Genomic DNA, 18,894 nt, shown 5'->3' on the forward strand with positions numbered 1-18,894 from the left:
CATTTAGTCTATCTAAACTCCCTCATTAAAAACATTTTTTGCCTCGACCTTGAGATTTTTCGCAAGTCCTGACCTTATCAAACCTTTCAGAATTACTCATATTCCATTGCCCCCACGTTCCTTGATATCCCTTTAAACGCTGTTGCGCAAACTGATAAAAATGGGCAAGGAACAAAATTCTCTGCTCATAATAAGGAGTTAGGTAAGGCTCTGCTCGATTGACTTCAAACAAATTATAATAGGGAGGTATTGATGCGTGTCGTGCAATAATTTCTTCAAAACTCACTTTATCTGCATTTTTTAACATGTCGTACATCACAAAAAAACTCGTTGTCCGCCCTTTTCCTCCTCTACAATGTATGTGAAACCAAGTATCTTTAGGCGCATTTTTTATTATGGCTAAAAAGGCATCGACTTCTGAATCAGACGGTGCACAATGATCGGTAACGTATAATCGATGATATTCAAAACCTAATCTTGAAACTATGTCCGCTTCATTTTTTATCTTTTTTACCGGGATGCTTTTGCCGCTGGAAAACTCCTTGGCAGCGAACTGTTGCGAAGATAGAATTCCGCTTATTTTTTTCTGAGTTTTTAATGAACCGAGCCAATTTTCCTGATCTGCAAGACTTTGGGCATTTGTTTTTCCGCGATTTATCCAATCATATTCACTTACTAATGTAATCGCTCTGCCATTAAGATAGCCATGGCTTTCCTGGCGTAAATCCAACACCAGTACTGGCTTATCACGTAAATATCCATGCATGGCAATATAATCAGAAATATCTTTCCATCCCTTTTCACTCGGCTCTTCACTGCCAGACATGGTCAATTCGTTAATGCCCAATGTATTCCCTTCATACGCATTGGCAATCATAGAGGCATCACGTAACCATTTTAATGGAGAAGATGAACGCTCACTGTCTTGCACAATACAGGGATTATGGATACTGGCATCGCATATCCTTGTTTCTGTATTTGTTTTTGCGAAACTTAATCCCTGAACTAACAAGAGAGCATTAGAAATAACGGTAATGTGCTTCAAATAGGTCATCCATAACCCCTTAACAAGAAACATAAACCATTCTATGTTAATATTTTTTTCTACTGCAAGACCATTGGTTCAAAATTTATCAGATTTATTATCAATTAATCTGCAGATGTACCTTTTCGGCTCGGCAGGCTAAATGAGGATTATTTATCAAATAGTTGCTTGGAGTGAGTGCCACAATATACATTAATAAAATCAATAACTGCTTGCGCAAAATGAGCATTCCATAAGTTCTGATGCCCTTTATCAGAAAACTCAATCCATTCCTTAGGCTGGTTGGCTTGATTAAACAGAACCAAACCTTGATTGTAAGGAACAACATCATCCAGTTTCCCATGCAACATCAAGATGGGAACATGAATTTTTTGAATGCGTGATAAAGAATCATACTTATCAATCATGGGCATTGGTAACCAGGAATAATGAAAACGTGCCAGAGCCGTTAATGAGGTATATGGCGATTGCAGCACTAAAGCGCACACAGGAAATTCTGTCGCCATTTGTGTTGCAACTCCAGTTCCTAATGATTCTCCATAGAGCACGATATGATTTTCTTCAACCCCCTGTTGTTGTAAAAATTGTATTGCCGCTCGCGCATCCTGATATAATCCTGATTCAGTTGGCCTTCCCGGATTTCCTCCATACCCACGATATTCCAGTAATAACACACCAAACCCTTCTGAGAGAAGTTGACGAACAAGAGGCATACGATAGCCAATATGCCCTGCATTTCCATGCAAATAGAGAATTACTGGTTTCTTATCCACGGAGGGTTTATACCAAGAACTTAAAGTCAATCCATTCGCAACAGGGATTTTAATAATTTGCATGTCTTCAGCCTGAAAATCTTGCAAATTAGGTTGTTCAGAAGATGGGAAATAAATGAAATAACGTTGCCAAAAATACGCCACGGTAGCAAATAAAATAAAAAGAAAGAGAACCAGTAACCATTGCTTTTGCATCATTTTATTTCATCTACATCCATTGTTTTGATTGTAAAAATGGGTAATCTGTATATCCTTTTGCACTGCCCCCGTATAAAGTTGCACGATCTAATTCATTCAATGGCGCGTTTTTTCTAAACCGCATGACCAGATCGGGGTTGGAAATAAAATATCGTCCAAAAGCCACGAGATCGGCATAACCACTGGTGACTGCTTCGTCGGCCATTTCCAATGTATAACCGTTATTTACCATCCAGGGGCCATTAAATTCTTTGCGTAATGCGTTGAAATCAAAACCATAATATTCGCGTGCCCCTTGAGTTTCTCCTTCAATAACATGAACATAAGCCAACTCAAATCGACTCAGTTCTCGTACAAGTGGAAAAAAAACAGCAGCAGGTGCAGTATCTGTGACTCCATTGGCATGACTTACTGGAGCGAGACGGATTCCTGTTCGATGTGCGCCAATTTCATCAACAATGGTAGCAGTCACTTCCAGTGCAAAACGTAATCGGTTTGCAATTGAACCGCCATATTGATCCGTTCGATGATTTGTCCCATCACACAAAAATTGATGAATGAGATATCCATTGGCTGCATGAATTTCAACGCCATCAAACCCCGCTAAAATAGCATTTCTTGCAGCAATTCGATAATCTTCAATAAGGCGGGGAATTTCACTGAGCTTTAATGCACGTGGCACTCCAACTTCGACAAAAGTACCATTTTCAATAAATGTGCGCTGTCCTGATGCCGCAATGGCTGAGGGAGCAACAGGAGCAATGCCTCCTGGTTGCAGAGAAGGATGTGAAATTCGCCCTACATGCCAAAGTTGCAAATATATAGCCCCTCCTTTTGCGTGAACAGCATCCGTTACCAATTTCCATCCAGCAATTTGTTCTGAGGAATAGATTCCGGGGGTCCAAGCATATCCTTTTCCGGTCGGCGAAATTTGCGTTGCTTCGGCGATAATTAAGCCTGCATCCGCGCGTTGCGCATAATATTCTGCGTTAAGTTCTGAAGGAGTATCAATTCCATGGATTGAACGATTTCGCGTTAATGGAGCCATGACAATGCGATTTTTTAGCGTGAGCTCTCTTAAATTAAAAGGACTAAATAAAATTTCATGGTTCGTAGTCATAGTTGCCTCATGCAGTTATTCATACTCAAAATTAATTCATTTATTTCTTCTAAAATTAATTAAAACATTCTATCTATGTTTCATTCTAGATTATAGGGTAAGATATTGCTGAACAGTGGAACCCATTACTTTCATAAGGAAATAGAAATGTATCAGAATATTTTAGTTGCGATTGATGATAGCGATACATCAATGCAAGCCTTCCAGGAAGCGATTAAGCTCAGTAAAGTGCATCAGGCAAAATTACGAATTGTGCACATTACAAATGAGTTTTATGCTCCTTATCTTGGAACCGGGGTTGATTATGAGAAGCTTGAGGCTTCATTCAAAGAATATGGTCAACAATTTTTGAATAAGATGCAAACCATAGCACTTCAACAGCATGCCGACTGTGAAGCACAACTTCTTGAAATGAATCCCTCTACCGAAAAAGTTGCTGAAAAAATCATTGAAGCAGCAAAAAATTGGCCTGCTGATTTGATTGTCCTAGGAACTCATGGTCGTCGTGGCTATCAGCATTTATTGCTTGGTAGTGTCGCAGAAGGTGTTATTCGCAACGCGTCGATGCCGATTCTTCTAATTCGAGGCAAAAAGTCCTAAAGAAGCTGGTTGCAGTGATTTGGTTTTATCATTACTAGAAACCTAAGTAATTGCCCTAATCTATTTATAACAATAAATGATATGGTCTTTCAATTCAAAGGATGTCTGAAAATCTTGTGAAGATTTCGCAAGATTTTTCACCATCCATTGACAGGCATCGTTACTTGGATACTGCAATTTGAAATTTTTTCTTAGCATTGGAACCAACTCCAATTGTGACAACTGTAAATGGGCATCAAAAGAGAGAAAATACATCACCGACAAATCACTTTTGAACTCTTCCCAGCCACTTATGCCCTCATAATCATTAATCAAATCGCCACAACCATAAAAAATTAAACCTTGATGGTACCATTCAATACCAATGGGATGATGTGATGAGTGACCATGAAAGATCGGAAGAGTTGCTTGATGGAATCTTCTTGCAGATCAGGTAGCAACCATACTCCTGGCTGTTCCTGGGTAGCACCCCATTCTTTGAAAATACCACTGGAACTAAGCCCCATAGAGAACACGAGAACTCTACCCTTGAAACCCGGAATAAAATGAATTGCTGGTGCAGTTGCTTCCTGAATGTTTTTTCCAGCACCAGTATAACCTATTCGTGCCTTATCCAGAGTCAATAGTGTTTCTAAAAAACCTTCTCTACCCCAATCCAATACATGATTATTTGCCAAAGCACAAACATCAATATGTGCTGAAGTAATAGCATCTATATTCTCAGGATGCATGCGATAATTGATCCCCTTCGATGGCCATGGAGTATTGCTGCTGGTAATGCTTGTTTCCAAATTAATTAAACGAAAATCTGGTTTCCTTAGCTTTAATTCATTTAAGCCATCCCCCCACACATATGCTCCTTTGTTGCCAAGAGGAATCGTACCATTAGCTCTTTCGGCAAGGGAAACATAAATACGGGCATCTGTAACATAAGATTCATAGAGTTGTGGTTCACAAGGATGCGTTAAAATTTGATCAATTCCTCTCCCAGTCATGACATCGCCGCATAAAAAAATATGGAATGGAAGTAAGGCTGAGGACATGATGATTTATCCTATAACATGGAGTGATAAAATCAGCTCATTTTTTCTACTAAAAAAATAATAGTCTTAAATTGAAAGTGTAGTAGAAACCAACAGCAGTTTGCTGGTATTTTGATGATTTTTTATATTCGTTCCCTATATTAATTCAAAGATGATTTTTTGGCGGTATATTGCGCCCCCCTCAAATAATTCAGATTCAGATATCTCACTTTTTCTTTTCTTATTATCTTCTGGAATAGTTAGCACACCCAAATTTATCGATTTGCGACTTAAAAAATGAGCGCTAGTATTGCTCAATTAGGCATCATGGCATGACATCTACACGTAAAAAATATCAAATTTGGCTAATACTGATGACATGATCATTCATCGTTTGGTATATACTGTATAAAACCAGTTCGTTTTCTCTACTAAGTAAGATAAAAATCTTAAATCAGGGGGAGTGGTGGAAAATAAACAATGGCAGTTTTCGCTCTGGTATATTTTGATGATTTTCTGGATTATCCTCTTATTCCAGAACTATTTTTTCGCATCACATCCTGTAGATATTGCTTATAGCGATTTTATAAAACTTTTGAAAGCAGATAAGTTAGATAACGTCTTACTTACTCAAGACTATATTACCGCAAACTTAAAACCTGAAGGTTTAACAGAATTACTCCCAGAAGATAAACTCAAAGAAATAAAAGAATACGGTGGCAAAGAACCCCAGATTACTACAGTCCGTATTAATGATCCCTCTCTTGTATCCACTCTGGAAGCAGCAAAAGTACAATTTAATGGACAAGCTGAAAACAAATGGCTAACCATGATACTGTCTTGGATTATTCCTGCATTACTTTTTTTTGCTTTGTGGAGTTTTTTGATAAGGCGCATGGGTTCAGCTGCTGGCGGAGTTTTGGATGTTGGGAAAAGTAAAGCTAAAATCTACATGGAAAAAGAAACACATGTATCATTTCAAGATGTTGCAGGAGTAGATGAAGCAAAAGCTGAGCTTATGGAAGTCGTCGAGTTCCTCAAGAATCCGCAGCATTATACTCGTATCGGAGCCCATATACCTAAAGGAGTACTTTTAGTTGGTCCTCCTGGAACAGGTAAAACATTACTCGCACGAGCGGTGGCAGGAGAGGCAGGAGTACCATTTTTTTCAATTAATGGTTCAGAATTCGTAGAAATGTTTGTTGGTGTTGGGGCTGCACGCGTACGAGATCTCTTTATCCATGCACGGGAAACAGCTCCGGCAATTATTTTTATTGATGAGCTTGATGCTTTGGGGAGAGCACGTGGTGCATATCCTCTTGGCGGTGGACATGATGAGAAGGAACAGACTTTAAATCAGTTACTTTCTGAAATGGATGGCTTTGACCCCAGTGAGGGATTAATCTTACTCGCCGCGACGAATCGACCAGAAATTCTTGATCCGGCATTATTGCGTGCTGGACGTTTTGATCGCCATGTACTCGTCGATCGACCTGATAAAAAAGGCCGAGTAGAAATTCTAAATGTTCATCTGAAAAAAATAAAAAAAGCCTCCGATATTGATCCTGAAACAATTGCAGCCTTAACGCCGGGTTTTTCTGGTGCAGATTTGGCAAATCTCGTCAACGAGGCAGCTTTGCTTGCCACGCGTCATGATGCTGAATCTGTAAGCATGGATGACTTTACCAACGCTGTTGAACGAATTGTAGCGGGTTTGGAGAAAAAGAATCGCTTACTCAATCCTGAAGAGCGAAAAGCAGTGGCATATCACGAAATGGGGCACACTTTGATCGCGCTTTCTTTACCTAATGTAGATCAGGTGCACAAAGTTTCTATTATTCCACGCGGCATAGGGAGTTTGGGGTATACCATTCAACGCCCCACTGAAGACCGCTATCTGATGACTGAGGAAGAATTAAAAAATAAAATGATGGTATTGCTCGGAGGAAGAGCAGCAGAATTTGTTGTATTTGGTCGATTTTCAACGGGAGCAGCCGATGATCTTGCCAAGGCAACAGATATTGCACGAAGTATGGTCATGCGTTACGGCATGGACAAAGAACTCGGACCTGTAACCTACCAGAAAGAACACTCACCATTCCTGGAGTCTCCTATGACGCCTCACGATCGTGAGTTTAGTGAAGAAACTGCTTGTGAGATTGATGCAGCAGTCCGCAAAATTATCCAAACCGCATTTGATGATGCCGTAAATATTATAAAAAAGCATATTAAAATTTTAGAAAAAGGCGCGACTTTATTATTGAAAAAAGAAACTCTGAATGAAGAAGATTTAGCCACATTACATATCAAATAATAATCGTAGCCTGGGGACTCACAGCAAAACCCGGGTAATTGAAGTATTCCAGAATCGCGAGTTCCACTCTGCTACATCCAGTTTACATACATCAAAAGGTATCCTTTTTTGTTATCATTGATTGGTCATAAGCTGTTTTTGACTTAATGGCTTTAAAGCGCTCGTTTTATCAAAATGAATTAACCCATCGAATTGATAAGGAAGTCGCGTAAAAAAATAATGGCTGAAGCGTTCGCTTTCTGGAAGATAGACCACTCCTATAGCCCGCTGCAAGCGAGGAATATTTAAATAGTATTCCAATTTCTCATTATTGAGTAAATTTAAGAAAAAATTCTTGTATTTTAGCTGATGAAAGAGTTCTTCATAGCTTCCTGGCAAACCAGGTCTTATGTGCTTTTTCTCTCCTGCTCTTCCCCAATCAGATGCAGCCATAACAGTGCCCTCATAAGTTGAGAAACCAAGAGAATAAGAATTTATGCCATATTGCTCGCGTACCAACTGCCCCAGATTAAATTCATCACGTTCACCCATTTCAGTCGCACGCGAATCCCCAACATGTGAATTATGCGCCCAAATAATGATTTTAGCCGGCTTATTGAAGCGTGTTTCCAAATGATCAGCCAAGACATTAAGTGTTTCTGCCATATGAGTATCTCGGATATTCCATGTTGAAACCCTGCCTTCCAGCATGGAGCGATAATAATTTTCTGCATTTTTTACCAATCGAGCATTTTGAGTTGCAAAGAAATATTCATCTTCAACAGCAATTCCATCACGATGCAGGTATTCAAAAGCACGGTGTTGCAATTCAACTAATTGAGCCACTGCTTCATTAATACAGGATTTTTTAATTCCGGCACTAATTAGATAGCCGTACATTTGAGGATCTTGATTAAGATGATCAAAACACGCATATCGCTGTTTGGCACGTAGTGCCGCTTCAGGATCGATTTTATTTAGAAAATCAATTACTGCTTGCATCGATGAATTTAAGCTATATAAATCAAGACCATAAAATCCAATTTTTTTTGCTGCAGGCAAACTGTCATTATATAGACGTAACCAATTAAGAAATGGAGGAAGCGTCGTATTACGCCACATCCAAGTTGGAAATCGCTCAAAAGCATCCAAAGATTGCTCACTATGAGCTATAGTTCCTTCTCCCTGTAAATAACGATGGACACGATAAGCATCAGGCCAATCTCCTTCAATTGCAATTGCCATAAATCCGCACTCTTTAATAAGACGTTGGGATATTTGAATACGAGCCTGATAGAACTCATGGGTTCCATGGGACGCTTCACCAATCATTACAAAACGAGCATCGCCTATTTGCTCAAGCACTGCATCATAATCTTCATCTTGGGCGCCCAAAGGGACAATTGTATCATTCAGTTCATCGACCAGCTTTTGCAAAGCATCCTTATTCATAAAAGCCTCCTCGGACACAAACTTTATCCAATACAATATTGGTCAAACCATTTTTTGGCTAAGTTTGAAACCTCCTCCAATTTTCCAGGCTCCTCAAACAAATGAGTTGCTCCGGGAACCAGTTCCAATTGTGTGATGCAGCTCATTTGAGACATCGCCTGCTGATTAAGCCCAATAACTACCTCATCATCTCCACCAACAATAAGTAACGTAGGGCTCTTGACTTGAGGTAAATAGTTTCGGGCTAAATCTGGTCTACCACCACGTGATACAATCGCTTTGACTAAATCAGGGCCCTGTGCTGCTGCTACAAGTGCCGCACCACCTCCTGTGCTAGCCCCAAACAAACCAATTGGAAAATGATATGCTGCAAATTCTTTGGTACACCAATGAATTACATCAAGAAGTCGAGAGGCCAATAAATGAATATCAAAACGAAATTCACGAGTGACATTATCAATGACATCTTCTTGTGAGGTAAGTAGATCAAAAAGCAACGTTGCATATTTTCCTTCATTCAAGGTGCTTGCTACATATTGGTTGCGATTGCTGAATCGACTGCTTCCACTTCCATGTACAAAAATCACCATACCCTTCGCCTCCTCAGGGATGAATAAAAACCCGTTGAGATAAACATTTTTACTGGGAATGGTTACTGGATGTTGGATATCTACAGTATAAGCGTTCATAGGCATTCCTTTTCCTGAACCGATTATATTCCAAGTATAGACCTATTCTTGAGGTACGACGTTAAGCCTTAACTTATTCTAACAATTGAAGCAAGATGAATTTAGGATCAGGATTATTGCATAGTAAAAAAAGAGCCTATATGATTAAGTTGCCTTAGAATCATATCAATTTGATGTAATAAATAGAGATCTTGCATAACTGTAGGTTTTGCCTCAGTACAAGGCATTTTTGTTTCGAGGAGCCGATTTTACATGAAGTAAATGAGCAGTGCAGAAACAGAGATAACGCAGCAATAAATGAAAAAATGCACATGCAGAAGCTCTAATGAATAACTTAGGGATAAGGAATTATAATGGGCAAAAAGAATAAGCAGTCAACTTCATTTGCAGGAAAAAACAATTTTGATATTCCTCCAGGATTAGTTGCTCAAAGAAGGGCGCAATTAATTGCCGCCAGAGAACAATCTAGATTAACATCAGTGACATTCATTGATCCGGATACAAATAATACTCATACGAAACCACTTAGTCATCTTACCAAATCAAGACCCCAAATAAAGCATAAAAATCCTTCACGGACACGGCGCAAACTCAATGCATCATCGCACGATTTTTTAAAAAAAAATGAGCAAATAACAGGTTGTGCAACAGATATAAACTTAACTGTAGACTGGCTTAAAGAGTTGAAAAATACCATATCGGGTGCATGGATTGCTTATAGTAATTACTATAAACTGGGTATCAACACCCGCCAACCTAATGGATGGTTTAGTTGGTGGCGCCATACCGAGGATGGACAAATAAGAGCGGAAAAGATCAACAATGAAGCAGAAGCTAGCGATAATACTGATATAATTATGAAGCAGATGGAGCAATTTTTTGAGGACCCTTCTACCCGCTATGAAAACCACTCTTTTGCCACTTATTTATTTGAACAATTCAATCGTCTGTTAGAACGCCATGAATATAAACCACGGCAAGGAATAATTTATGATAAAAACTATTGGCACACAATTGCCGAACAATTGCACCGGTTAATGGCCAAAGAGGCGTATAACCATAGCTCAGAAACACCAGTTCTGTGAATCTCAATTTAAAAATAGGGGCAATTACATGCATCATCAGAATCCCTGGGCTATAAATACCCCCATTAATACTTTTTTCTTTGATTGTGATGGTACCCTATCCCTTATTGAGGGCATTAATGAATTAGCAACGATAAACGGGGTCGCAGAGCAAGTACATCAGATTACTGCACGCTGTATGGGCAAAACGGGTATGACTACCAGTGATTATCGCCAGCGCTTGGATTATGTCCAACCCACTCGAAAACAAATAGAAGAGTTATCGGAATGCTACAGACAACATATTGCTCCCGGAGCACAAGAACTCATTCAGCTATTACACAGTTTGAATAAAAAAATCTATATTATTTCTGCTGGGATTAAACTGGCAGTGGTTCAGTTTGCCCAAACTTTAGGAATTCCTGCAACTAATGTGCTCGCAGTAGATGTGTATTTTGATGAGCAAGGTAATTATCAAGGATTTGATGAACAAAGCAATATGACCCAAGGCAATGGTAAAACGATAGAAATTGCCTCAGTACTCAAACCCGATGAACGCTCTTTATTGATAGGTGATGGCGTAAGTGACTGGGAAGCTCGAGAAATAGTAACACGATTTATTGGTTTTGCAGGCCTAAATCCTAAGGAATGGGTGAAAAATCACTCTGATTTTTATATCAGCAATTCAAGTTTTTACCCGATAATCCCTTTAGGGCTAACTCAGAATGAGTTGAAAAAATTGCCTTCACAATATTATGCTTATTATGAACAGGGGCTTGCTGAAATTTATAACTCTGTTGTTCTGATCAAGGGAGATGACCATGTTTATCATTCAAGTTCTTGATAATATATCGCCACAGGGCTTGAGTTTGTTTCATCCTGACATTTATCAACTAGGCCTTAACCCAGTTGAGCCTGATGCCATTCTTGTGCGCTCCCATAAATTACATAATCATCAATTTTCAAAAAGATTAAAGGCGGTAGCACGAGCCGGAACCGGTATTGATAATATCCCTGTTGATGTACTTACGAATATGGGTATTCCGGTATTTTATGCTCCCGGAGCAAATGCCAATGCAGTAAAAGAATTGGTGATGGCTGCCATGATAATGGGTTATAGACATTTAGATGAAACCCGCTCCTTTATTACTGAACTGTCAAAAGAGGAGGAGCATTTATTCAATCAAGAAATCGAAACTAAAAAAAAGAAATTTATTGGCCATGAAATTTCAGGTAAAACTTTGGGGGTCATAGGCTTAGGTAATATAGGCGTCAAAGTAGCTAATGCTGGGCTGGCTTTAGGAATGAAGGTATTGGGTTTTGATACGAATATGACTTTGACTAATGCTCTGGCTTTGATGCCTGGAGTTGAAAAAGTTATGGAAATGAATGTATTACTTGCTCATGCAGATATTATTACCCTACATATCCCTTTAAATTCAGCTACAACTCATTTAATTAATGAAGAAAATATTACCTTGGTTAAACCCCATATGCTGTTACTCAATTTTTCGCGCGAACAAATAGTCAGTGAAGCTGCGATTTTGCAACAATTAAATAACCAGCAAATCATGGGATATATTACAGATTTCCCAACAGTTAATTTGGCCGGTCATCCCAATGTTTTGTCCTTCCCCCATTTGGGAGCAAGTACTCAGGAAGCAGAACAAAGCGCTGCAGAAATGGTCATTCGCAATATTTGTAATTATTTAGAACATGGCATCATCGAATATTCTGTTAATTTTCCTAATATATCCCTCTCAGCAACTCAAGTACCGAATTGTTACCGTATATTAATTATCAACAAAAATGCCCCAGGAGCGATGGGGAAAATCACCCAAAATATATCAAAACTAAACTACAACATTGAACAAATGGAAAATAAATCACGTGGGGCAATTGCTGTGAACCTGATTGATATATCGGGACCTAAAGAATCATTAACCCAACTTTGTGAACAATTAAGACACATTTCAAGTATAATAGATGTACGACTGGTTTCTAACGCCCATAAACAATAAAAAAAGCGTTTTTTTGAAAAATCCAGATTTCTTTACTACACTTCTATATGTTCTTCCCTTATTTATATTGTTTTTTTTATTTTAATCAGGATTGCTGTGCATAATATCGAGTTACTCGCCATTCGTGATCATAAAACAAATGGCATGGCGGTTTGTTTAAAGCCCAAAATTCCTTATATTATTACCCCATCTCTCGTTCATGAGATTCGTAAGTTGCAAAATAAAATAGCAGAGCAGTATTACGCACAACCATGGGATGGAGTTTACTACCTTCTTTGGTATTTACATTTCGATACAACACCATGGAAAGGACTCGACTTTCAATTTATTCACGAAGCATTAATAAATCATCATGAACATAAAATAGAAATCTACATTGAACGAGTATTTGAATTGCTTTTTATCAATTATGTAGGCCTGGGCCTCCCCTTAATTAACTGCTCTTTTATAAACAGAAAACTAAGCGGCATTTCGCAAGATTTTTTCTATTTAAATCGAATAAACTTCATAAAACGATATAAAGATCTGAATTGCTCCAACTATAATAAACTACCTTTTAGTAAATTGAATTTTAATCCTGAAATAAAGAAGGCATCATTTCCCCTTGAAATTTATACTCGCAATAATTTTTATGCTTTTGATGCTATTGATTTGAATTCAATGAAAAAAATTCTTCACTCGCATGAATATTTACCAATACCACAGTCCCAACAAAATGAAATAAGACTCACTTTCAATCAAATAAGCCAGCAAACAATTGAAAGAATTTATCAATTGGCCTCAGAAAACATCAATTTAATCAAACGATTTTCCTTGATCCAATCAGTAGCTAGCCAAAAGTAACCACGCAATACAACTATAAAATAAAAATAAATAGCAAGTGCTAACATTTTAAATGCAATGGAGTATAATATGTAAAAATTTTATACACGCCAGGGTAAATCAATGTTCGGCCTGAACGAAAAAGTAGGAAAATCCTTTTTTAAAACAGCAAATCCAGGTGAACTTTTTGTTACCAGTCGTTTTTTTACCATACAGGGAGAAGGGCCTTTTCGTGGTCATCCTGCCTATTTTATTCGTCTAGCCAAATGTAATTTAGCATGTTCTTTTTGTGATACTTACTTTGACGTTGGTGAATGGAGAAGTTTTTCCTCTTTATTGGAGGAAGCAGATAACCTAATTGATGCTTTTTTTCAGAATCGGAGTCTCTCTACCCCCTCCTGGGCCCAGGGTCTGGCAAAAAAAATAATTTTAGTCATTACTGGTGGGGAACCCTCATTACAACAAAATTTATCTGCCTTTTTAGAGGAAGCCCAACCGTATTTCCAATATACTCAAATTGAATCGAACGGTATTTCTATTTTATCTGACCTTCCAAAAAGCACGATATTAGTAGTTAGTCCCAAATGCCTGGAAAAAAATGGGCGAACGATTCGATACTTGGAACCCAATGCAAAAATGTTGGAACGAGCTGATTATTTGAAGTTTGTCATGTCAGCCCCCGAAGAAGATCAATACAAACCCTATAGCGAAGTACCGGCATGGGCACATGAATGGGCTGAAAAAACGAATAAACAGGTGTTTGTGAGTCCCATGAATAGATACCAAAAAGAACCGCAACGTGTTCGCGCCATTCGAGATAAAGGACAGGATTTGACTTTGGCAGAACGTTCTGAAATCAATGAAGTGGTCAGCTTTTGGGAGCCAGGTCTTTTAGATCTGGAAAAAAATCAACGTAATCACGAATATGCAGCAGAATATTGTATGAAATATGGATTTATTCTTAATTTACAAATCCATCTATTTGCAAGCTTGCCGTAAATAAGTTAATGAACATGTGTCTTGCTACATCCCATACCTTCTTGCTTGTGTTATCACTGAGATAACACAACTACAGGACTTACGAAAACCCCAAGGTCGAGGCAAAAAATGTTTTTAACGAAGAGATTGGGTTTTTCGTAAGTCCTGAACTATAAAAGGCAGCTTATTATTTAATAATAGATGTTCTACGTATTGCGCTTTAGGTCTGAGAGATGGTCACCAAAAGCGCCTCCCTCTCAGGGTCAGAACACGGGGCGTAGGCTAAGATTAATAACTTAATAGAAGGTAGCAGAACTCAGAAATTTTCTATATAAGTATGAATAAACCCGGTTTTTGCTACGCCCCACCCAGCCACAATTCATAGCCAATAATTAATCAGAACATACCATATCGTGACCACAACATGTTGGTGATTTAATTTGCCCACATCTATTAGGACATTTCGCTACTTGAACCATACCATCGTTCGTCTTGACAACATCGTTAACCAATGGTGAATTACATTTGCTGCACGTTAAGTTTTTCACGCCCATTCCACATTTATGACATTTGTATTCCATTACAACTCCTCCTTGAAAATAAATTTCTTTCAATATAGACACAAATTATGAACTTGTATTCCTGAGGTTTACCCTAATGCAGTTGCGACACGAAATGCCTCATCAATATGATTTTCATCAAATACCTGAACACCGTGTTCCATTAATAGCGCGGCAGTAACACCTGCACCTTTTATTAATGTGCGAGTAAAAGTTCCATCATAAATCTCACTTAACCCACAAGAAGGGCTTCTCGCCTTTAAAATAGCAACACGTATGTGATATTTTTTTACAAGCTCAAGTGCTTTTTGCGCCCCTTGAAGAAAAAAATCAGTCACATCCTGATTGCTATTTGTTTTGACTAAAGCATTTTTCTTTAATACATCAGCACCCGATTTTTTACCCTGAATCTCAGCAGGAGGTCTTGGTGTAGGTAGCCCACCAGCCATTTCCGGACAAATGGTAATTATGTTTCCTTCCTTAAACCATTGCTGCAAAAGTGGATGGCTTTGCAAGCAATCTCCCCCATCATAACGAACTTTTTGACCAAGAAGACAAGCGCTCATGAGTACTTTAGGCATAAAAATTTTTGTATCAATTAAATCACATCAATAACCAGACTATAGTTTATAGAATGTATTGAAACAAGGCTATTTTAAAGCATGGCTCTTCGTAATCTGAGGGCATTAATAATCACCGAAACAGAGCTTAATGCCATTGCAGTTGCAGCGATAATAGGATTGAGCAGCAATCCGGTTACTGGATACAATACTCCTGCAGCCAGCGGAACTCCTAATCCGTTATAAATAAAGGCAAAGAATAAATTCTGGCGTATGTTACTCATTGTTGCCCGAGACAGGTGGTAGGCTTTAACGATTCCATTCAAATCACCATGGAGTAGAGTAATACCCGCACTCTCAATTGCTACATCAGTACCTGTACCCATTGCAATACCAATATCCGCTATTGCCAAAGCTGGAGCATCATTCACCCCATCCCCTGCCATTGCCACAATAAAGCCTTTCTCTTTGAGCTCACTAACTACGCGACGCTTATCCTCGGGCATAATTTCAGCAATCACATTATTGATACCCAACCGACTCGCCACTGACTCTGCGGTTTTTTGACTGTCTCCAGTGAGCATATAGACCTCAATCCCATTTTTTTGCAACTCAAGTATGGCTTCAGGTGTGCTCGATTTAATAGGATCCTCAACTGACAGAAGCGCCACCGTTTCACCTGCGATAGCCAGAAACATCACGGTTGCTCCTTCGGCACGTAACTCATCTGCACGCTCAATAAGTGAGGGATTATTTGTCCCATATTCTCGCATCAATTGCAGATTCCCAAGCGCAATTTTTAAACCATCGATCTTGCCAATAACTCCTTTTCCCGAAACTGCTTCAAAATCTGATACTGCTGCAAGTGATAATTGTTTCTCTTTTGCTGCAGTCATAATTGCATTGGCAAGAGGATGTTCACTTTGCTGTTCTAGTGCAGCCGCTAGAGCGAGTATTTCATCAGCTTCAAACTCTTTTTCTGTGATAATTTGGGTTAATTTAGGGTGACCAAGGGTCAGAGTACCCGTTTTATCAACAACAAGAATTTTCACTTGCTCCATTTGTTCCAATGCCACTGCATTTTTAACTAATACACCATTCTGCGCACCTTTGCCGACAGCAACCATAATGGACATGGGGGTGGCTAATCCTAGAGCACAAGGACAGGCAATAATCAGCACTGAAACCGCTGCAAGTAAACCATAGCTGAACGCAGGTTGCGGGCCCAGGAAGAACCAAGCGATGAAAGCAACTACAGCAATCAAAATTACCGCAGGCACAAACCAACCAGAAACTGTATCGGCCAGTCGTTGAATAGGAGCTCGGCTGCGTTGCGCTTCACTGACCATATGTACAATGTGTGCTAGCATGGTATCGCTGCCAACATGCTCTGCCTTCATTATAAAACTGCCATTCTGGTTTATTGTGGCTCCAATCACTTTTGAGCCCACATTTTTACTGATTGGCATCGATTCCCCAGTAACCATAGACTCATCGACAGTGCTGCGTCCTTCAAACACCTCACCATCTACGGGTATTTTTTCTCCAGGTCGAACACGGAGCTTATCCCCAACCTGGACTTGATCCAAGGTTACTTCCTCCTCATTACCTTTTGGATCAATTCGACGCGCACTTTCAGGAACCAGGTTCAATAAAGCGCGAATAGCACCTCCTGTTTGTTCTCGTGCTTTTAATTCCAGCACTTGACCTAGCAGAACCAAAGTGGTGATGACTGCAGCTGCTTCAAAATAAACGTTGATCATACCTTGATTCTGTAAGGCAGCAGGAAATAAACCGGGTAATACTAAGGCGATGGTACTGTAAACCCATGCAACACCTATCCCCATAGCAATAAGGGTGAACATGTTCAGTTGACGTGTTTTCAGTGAAATGAACGCGCGTTGGATAAAAGGAAAACCACACCATAAAACTACGGGGGTTGCGAATACAAATTGAATCCAGGCAGAACTATTTGCCAAGATAAAATCATGAAACACATGTCCACCCATTTCTAATACAAATACAGGTATACTCAGAATAAGTGCTAACCAAAACCGATGCTTCATGCTCTTGTATTCTGGATTTTCTTGTTCTGCGGAAACGCTTTCCGGTTCTAGGGCCATGCCACAAATGGGACAATTTCCGGGCGCGGATTGACGAATTTCTGGATGCATAGGACAAGTGTAAATTCCGGTCACAGTCCGATAACTATCCGGATAATCTGGCTGTCTTTGCATCTGATGATGTCGGTGACAGCCCTGATGTGCATTCATTGGTTCTGATGTTTTTTTTTGATGATGTGTGTGATCACAATGTCCATGTTGCATCATTGACTTATCCCTATTTTTGTTAGGTGAAACTCAATACATCACTTCAATCAATCATGTTTTTTTAGCCAATTTTTCTTCCGTTTGCTGAACAATCTCCTCTAAAAAAAGATCAATAGAGGTTTTCTTGGTGTTGGCTAATTTTTCATACTTTACTGAACCCTCGACAAACTGAAATATTCTATCAAAATTCCCTTTCTTCGCTTGAAAAGCGAAAGGTCCTATAATTTTATCAGCATCTTCTTTGATAGATACCCCATAAATATTAACAAGATTATCTAAAAGTTCCTTGTAAGTAATTTTATAGAATTGGCATGGGCCAGTTAATGGAGCTGGAACATTAGGGTCCATCAAATAGACATAATCCGTTTCTTTTCCGCGCTCTGCCCCAACAATTAAAAGCGAATGGCTGCCTTCAATTGTTTTTTGAGGGCCTTGTTTCTTAGTATGAATTTGATATTTATCAGTACTGCTCTCAATGGTACATATTCCAGGAATAAATACGACACTAGGGGCTGTATAAATTACCATAGGACCGTACTCTTGAAGTATCTCCATGAGTCCATCAATCGGTTTTGAAGGATCCCACTCTGAACCCTCTAATTGATAGCATGATGCAGCCAGACGAACCACTGCCTGATGGTAGAAAGGAGCCATGAGCTCAGGGTTATCTTTATTTAATTGTATATTATCACAATAATTTTCATGAGATTTTACCACTGATTTAATACATAACTCTAAATGATTTTGTATTGCAATTTCGGCATCAAAACCCGTTATATGTTTTAAACGGTCAAGCGTTTTTTCTGCTAATGCGACACAATCAACGTATTCCCGTTTATTGAGGTATTCTTCAAAATCATCATATTGATTATACTTTTTGATATAATCATTACAAAATTCAATATAGGTTTCTATCTGTTGTTTTATTTTAGAAGTATCCATAGATAGGAACTTAAGGTCCTCCATATCCGCTTCCAACTTTTTAATGAAGTTTTTTATCACCTCTTGGGTAATATTCTTATCTTTTTGTTCTGCAATAAAGTCATCAAATTCTTCTGATAACAATTTGGCAGTGTTTTTATCGAATTCAATTTTATTTAATCCCCGACGATATTCTGAGAAAACTAACTCAATAAATCGTTCTTTTCCATGCTCTGGATCCCTATCATTTTTCCCAAAACGAAAGCGCAACGGATTTAGTGCATAGAGCGCACAAGTACCTCCTTTTTGAGCAGGTTGAGCTCTAAGTATATCAGGCTCACCTACATAACGTTTACCTCGAGGAACATCAAGTAATAAAGTATCGGCTGTTTTGATAAGAAAATTAGGCATAATAATTAACTCAAACAAAGATCTTATGTATAATT

The 18,894-nt window shown here is 38.8% G+C and carries 17 protein-coding genes and 1 pseudogene; 7 read left to right on the top strand and 11 right to left on the bottom strand.

What is annotated here, in order from left to right; all coding sequences use genetic code 11:
* Nucleotides 1-25: 25 nt before the first annotated feature.
* From DGG96_RS13850 to DGG96_RS13860, 3 genes are all read right to left on the bottom strand, one after another.
* Nucleotides 26-1,054, bottom strand: a complete 1,029-nt coding sequence (locus tag DGG96_RS13850; RefSeq protein WP_110143246.1) for a phosphatase domain-containing protein — start codon at nucleotides 1,052-1,054, stop codon at nucleotides 26-28.
* A 140-nt stretch (nucleotides 1,055-1,194) separates the two neighbouring features.
* On the bottom strand, nucleotides 1,195-2,013 hold the full coding sequence (locus tag DGG96_RS13855; RefSeq protein ID WP_110143299.1) for an alpha/beta hydrolase: 819 nt from the start codon (nucleotides 2,011-2,013) through the stop codon (nucleotides 1,195-1,197).
* A gap of 13 nt (nucleotides 2,014-2,026) precedes the next feature.
* Nucleotides 2,027-3,136, bottom strand: a complete 1,110-nt coding sequence (locus DGG96_RS13860; RefSeq protein ID WP_110143247.1) for an alkene reductase — start codon at nucleotides 3,134-3,136, stop codon at nucleotides 2,027-2,029.
* 147 nt (nucleotides 3,137-3,283) lie between these two features.
* Here DGG96_RS13860 and DGG96_RS13865 point away from each other — a divergent pair, with 147 nt between their 5' ends.
* On the top strand, nucleotides 3,284-3,736 hold the full coding sequence (locus DGG96_RS13865) for a universal stress protein (protein WP_110143248.1): 453 nt from the start codon (nucleotides 3,284-3,286) through the stop codon (nucleotides 3,734-3,736).
* 60 nt (nucleotides 3,737-3,796) lie between these two features.
* On the opposite strand, the gene DGG96_RS21205 is transcribed toward DGG96_RS13865, so the two are convergent.
* The 3 genes and pseudogenes from DGG96_RS21205 to DGG96_RS20880 form a co-directional block, all read right to left on the bottom strand.
* The gene (locus DGG96_RS21205; protein ID WP_338066722.1) at nucleotides 3,797-4,051 is read right to left on the bottom strand and encodes a hypothetical protein; all 255 of its coding nucleotides are present in this window, start codon (nucleotides 4,049-4,051) and stop codon (nucleotides 3,797-3,799) included.
* 45 nt (nucleotides 4,052-4,096) lie between these two features.
* Nucleotides 4,097-4,779 (bottom strand): annotated as a pseudogene (locus tag DGG96_RS13870) (CapA family protein); the annotation flags it as partial.
* Between the two features lie 135 nt (nucleotides 4,780-4,914).
* Nucleotides 4,915-5,076, bottom strand: coding sequence for a hypothetical protein (locus tag DGG96_RS20880; protein WP_165831618.1), 162 nt, complete (start codon nucleotides 5,074-5,076; stop codon nucleotides 4,915-4,917).
* Between the two features lie 148 nt (nucleotides 5,077-5,224).
* Here DGG96_RS20880 and ftsH point away from each other — a divergent pair, with 148 nt between their 5' ends.
* Entirely contained in the window at nucleotides 5,225-7,072 is a 1,848-nt protein-coding gene (gene ftsH, locus DGG96_RS13875; protein ID WP_110143249.1) for an ATP-dependent zinc metalloprotease FtsH, read from the top strand.
* 114 nt (nucleotides 7,073-7,186) lie between these two features.
* Here ftsH and DGG96_RS13880 read toward each other — a convergent pair whose 3' ends face one another.
* Together DGG96_RS13880 and DGG96_RS13885 are read right to left on the bottom strand one after the other, a co-directional pair.
* Complete coding sequence (locus DGG96_RS13880; RefSeq protein ID WP_110143250.1) at nucleotides 7,187-8,503, bottom strand: erythromycin esterase family protein; 1,317 nt, start codon at nucleotides 8,501-8,503, stop codon at nucleotides 7,187-7,189.
* A 23-nt stretch (nucleotides 8,504-8,526) separates the two neighbouring features.
* The gene (locus DGG96_RS13885; RefSeq protein ID WP_110143300.1) at nucleotides 8,527-9,192 is read right to left on the bottom strand and encodes a dienelactone hydrolase family protein; all 666 of its coding nucleotides are present in this window, start codon (nucleotides 9,190-9,192) and stop codon (nucleotides 8,527-8,529) included.
* Between the two features lie 353 nt (nucleotides 9,193-9,545).
* Between DGG96_RS13885 and DGG96_RS13890 the strand changes: the two genes are divergently transcribed.
* The 5 genes from DGG96_RS13890 to DGG96_RS13910 all read left to right on the top strand — a co-directional run bounded on the left by DGG96_RS13890 (nucleotide 9,546) and on the right by DGG96_RS13910 (nucleotide 14,098).
* Nucleotides 9,546-10,277, top strand: a complete 732-nt coding sequence (locus tag DGG96_RS13890) for a hypothetical protein (RefSeq protein ID WP_110143251.1) — start codon at nucleotides 9,546-9,548, stop codon at nucleotides 10,275-10,277.
* A 28-nt stretch (nucleotides 10,278-10,305) separates the two neighbouring features.
* A complete protein-coding gene (locus tag DGG96_RS13895) occupies nucleotides 10,306-11,100 on the top strand; it encodes an HAD-IB family phosphatase (protein WP_110143252.1) in 795 nt (264 codons plus the stop codon).
* Nucleotides 11,078-12,277 (top strand): 3-phosphoglycerate dehydrogenase family protein, encoded by a 1,200-nt coding sequence (locus tag DGG96_RS13900; protein ID WP_110143253.1) that lies wholly within the window; start codon nucleotides 11,078-11,080, stop codon nucleotides 12,275-12,277. The genes DGG96_RS13895 and DGG96_RS13900 overlap by 23 nt, the downstream gene beginning before the upstream one ends.
* A gap of 96 nt (nucleotides 12,278-12,373) precedes the next feature.
* A complete protein-coding gene (locus DGG96_RS13905) occupies nucleotides 12,374-13,120 on the top strand; it encodes a hypothetical protein (RefSeq protein ID WP_110143254.1) in 747 nt (248 codons plus the stop codon).
* A gap of 102 nt (nucleotides 13,121-13,222) precedes the next feature.
* Nucleotides 13,223-14,098, top strand: a complete 876-nt coding sequence (locus tag DGG96_RS13910; RefSeq protein WP_110143255.1) for a 7-carboxy-7-deazaguanine synthase QueE — start codon at nucleotides 13,223-13,225, stop codon at nucleotides 14,096-14,098.
* A 628-nt stretch (nucleotides 14,099-14,726) separates the two neighbouring features.
* On the opposite strand, the gene DGG96_RS13920 is transcribed toward DGG96_RS13910, so the two are convergent.
* The 3 genes from DGG96_RS13920 to DGG96_RS13930 all read right to left on the bottom strand — a co-directional run bounded on the left by DGG96_RS13920 (nucleotide 14,727) and on the right by DGG96_RS13930 (nucleotide 18,859).
* Nucleotides 14,727-15,218, bottom strand: coding sequence for a 2-thiouracil desulfurase family protein (locus DGG96_RS13920; protein ID WP_110143257.1), 492 nt, complete (start codon nucleotides 15,216-15,218; stop codon nucleotides 14,727-14,729).
* Between the two features lie 74 nt (nucleotides 15,219-15,292).
* On the bottom strand, nucleotides 15,293-17,524 hold the full coding sequence (locus DGG96_RS13925) for a copper-transporting P-type ATPase (RefSeq protein ID WP_110143301.1): 2,232 nt from the start codon (nucleotides 17,522-17,524) through the stop codon (nucleotides 15,293-15,295).
* 54 nt (nucleotides 17,525-17,578) lie between these two features.
* Entirely contained in the window at nucleotides 17,579-18,859 is a 1,281-nt protein-coding gene (locus tag DGG96_RS13930) for a hypothetical protein (RefSeq protein ID WP_110143258.1), read from the bottom strand.
* Between the last annotated feature and the right edge of the window lie 35 nt (nucleotides 18,860-18,894).

Source organism: Legionella qingyii (assembly GCF_003184185.1).

Bases quoted from the DNA above. Each gene is read 5' to 3' on its own strand.
- DGG96_RS13860 (WP_110143247.1), bottom strand. From the start codon at position 3,136: ATGACTACGAACCATGAAATTTTATTTAGTCCTTTTAATTTAAGAGAG.
- DGG96_RS13895 (WP_110143252.1), top strand. From the start codon at position 10,306: ATGCATCATCAGAATCCCTGGGCTATAAATACCCCCATTAATACTTTT.
- DGG96_RS13910 (WP_110143255.1), top strand. From the start codon at position 13,223: ATGTTCGGCCTGAACGAAAAAGTAGGAAAATCCTTTTTTAAAACAGCA.
- DGG96_RS13900 (WP_110143253.1), top strand. From the start codon at position 11,078: ATGTTTATCATTCAAGTTCTTGATAATATATCGCCACAGGGCTTGAGT.
- DGG96_RS13890 (WP_110143251.1), top strand. From the start codon at position 9,546: ATGGGCAAAAAGAATAAGCAGTCAACTTCATTTGCAGGAAAAAACAAT.
- DGG96_RS13925 (WP_110143301.1), bottom strand. From the start codon at position 17,524: ATGCAACATGGACATTGTGATCACACACATCATCAAAAAAAAACATCA.
- DGG96_RS13855 (WP_110143299.1), bottom strand. From the start codon at position 2,013: ATGCAAAAGCAATGGTTACTGGTTCTCTTTCTTTTTATTTTATTTGCT.
- DGG96_RS13920 (WP_110143257.1), bottom strand. From the start codon at position 15,218: ATGCCTAAAGTACTCATGAGCGCTTGTCTTCTTGGTCAAAAAGTTCGT.
- DGG96_RS13880 (WP_110143250.1), bottom strand. From the start codon at position 8,503: ATGAATAAGGATGCTTTGCAAAAGCTGGTCGATGAACTGAATGATACA.
- DGG96_RS13865 (WP_110143248.1), top strand. From the start codon at position 3,284: ATGTATCAGAATATTTTAGTTGCGATTGATGATAGCGATACATCAATG.
- DGG96_RS13885 (WP_110143300.1), bottom strand. From the start codon at position 9,192: ATGAACGCTTATACTGTAGATATCCAACATCCAGTAACCATTCCCAGT.
- DGG96_RS13850 (WP_110143246.1), bottom strand. From the start codon at position 1,054: ATGACCTATTTGAAGCACATTACCGTTATTTCTAATGCTCTCTTGTTA.
- DGG96_RS13930 (WP_110143258.1), bottom strand. From the start codon at position 18,859: ATGCCTAATTTTCTTATCAAAACAGCCGATACTTTATTACTTGATGTT.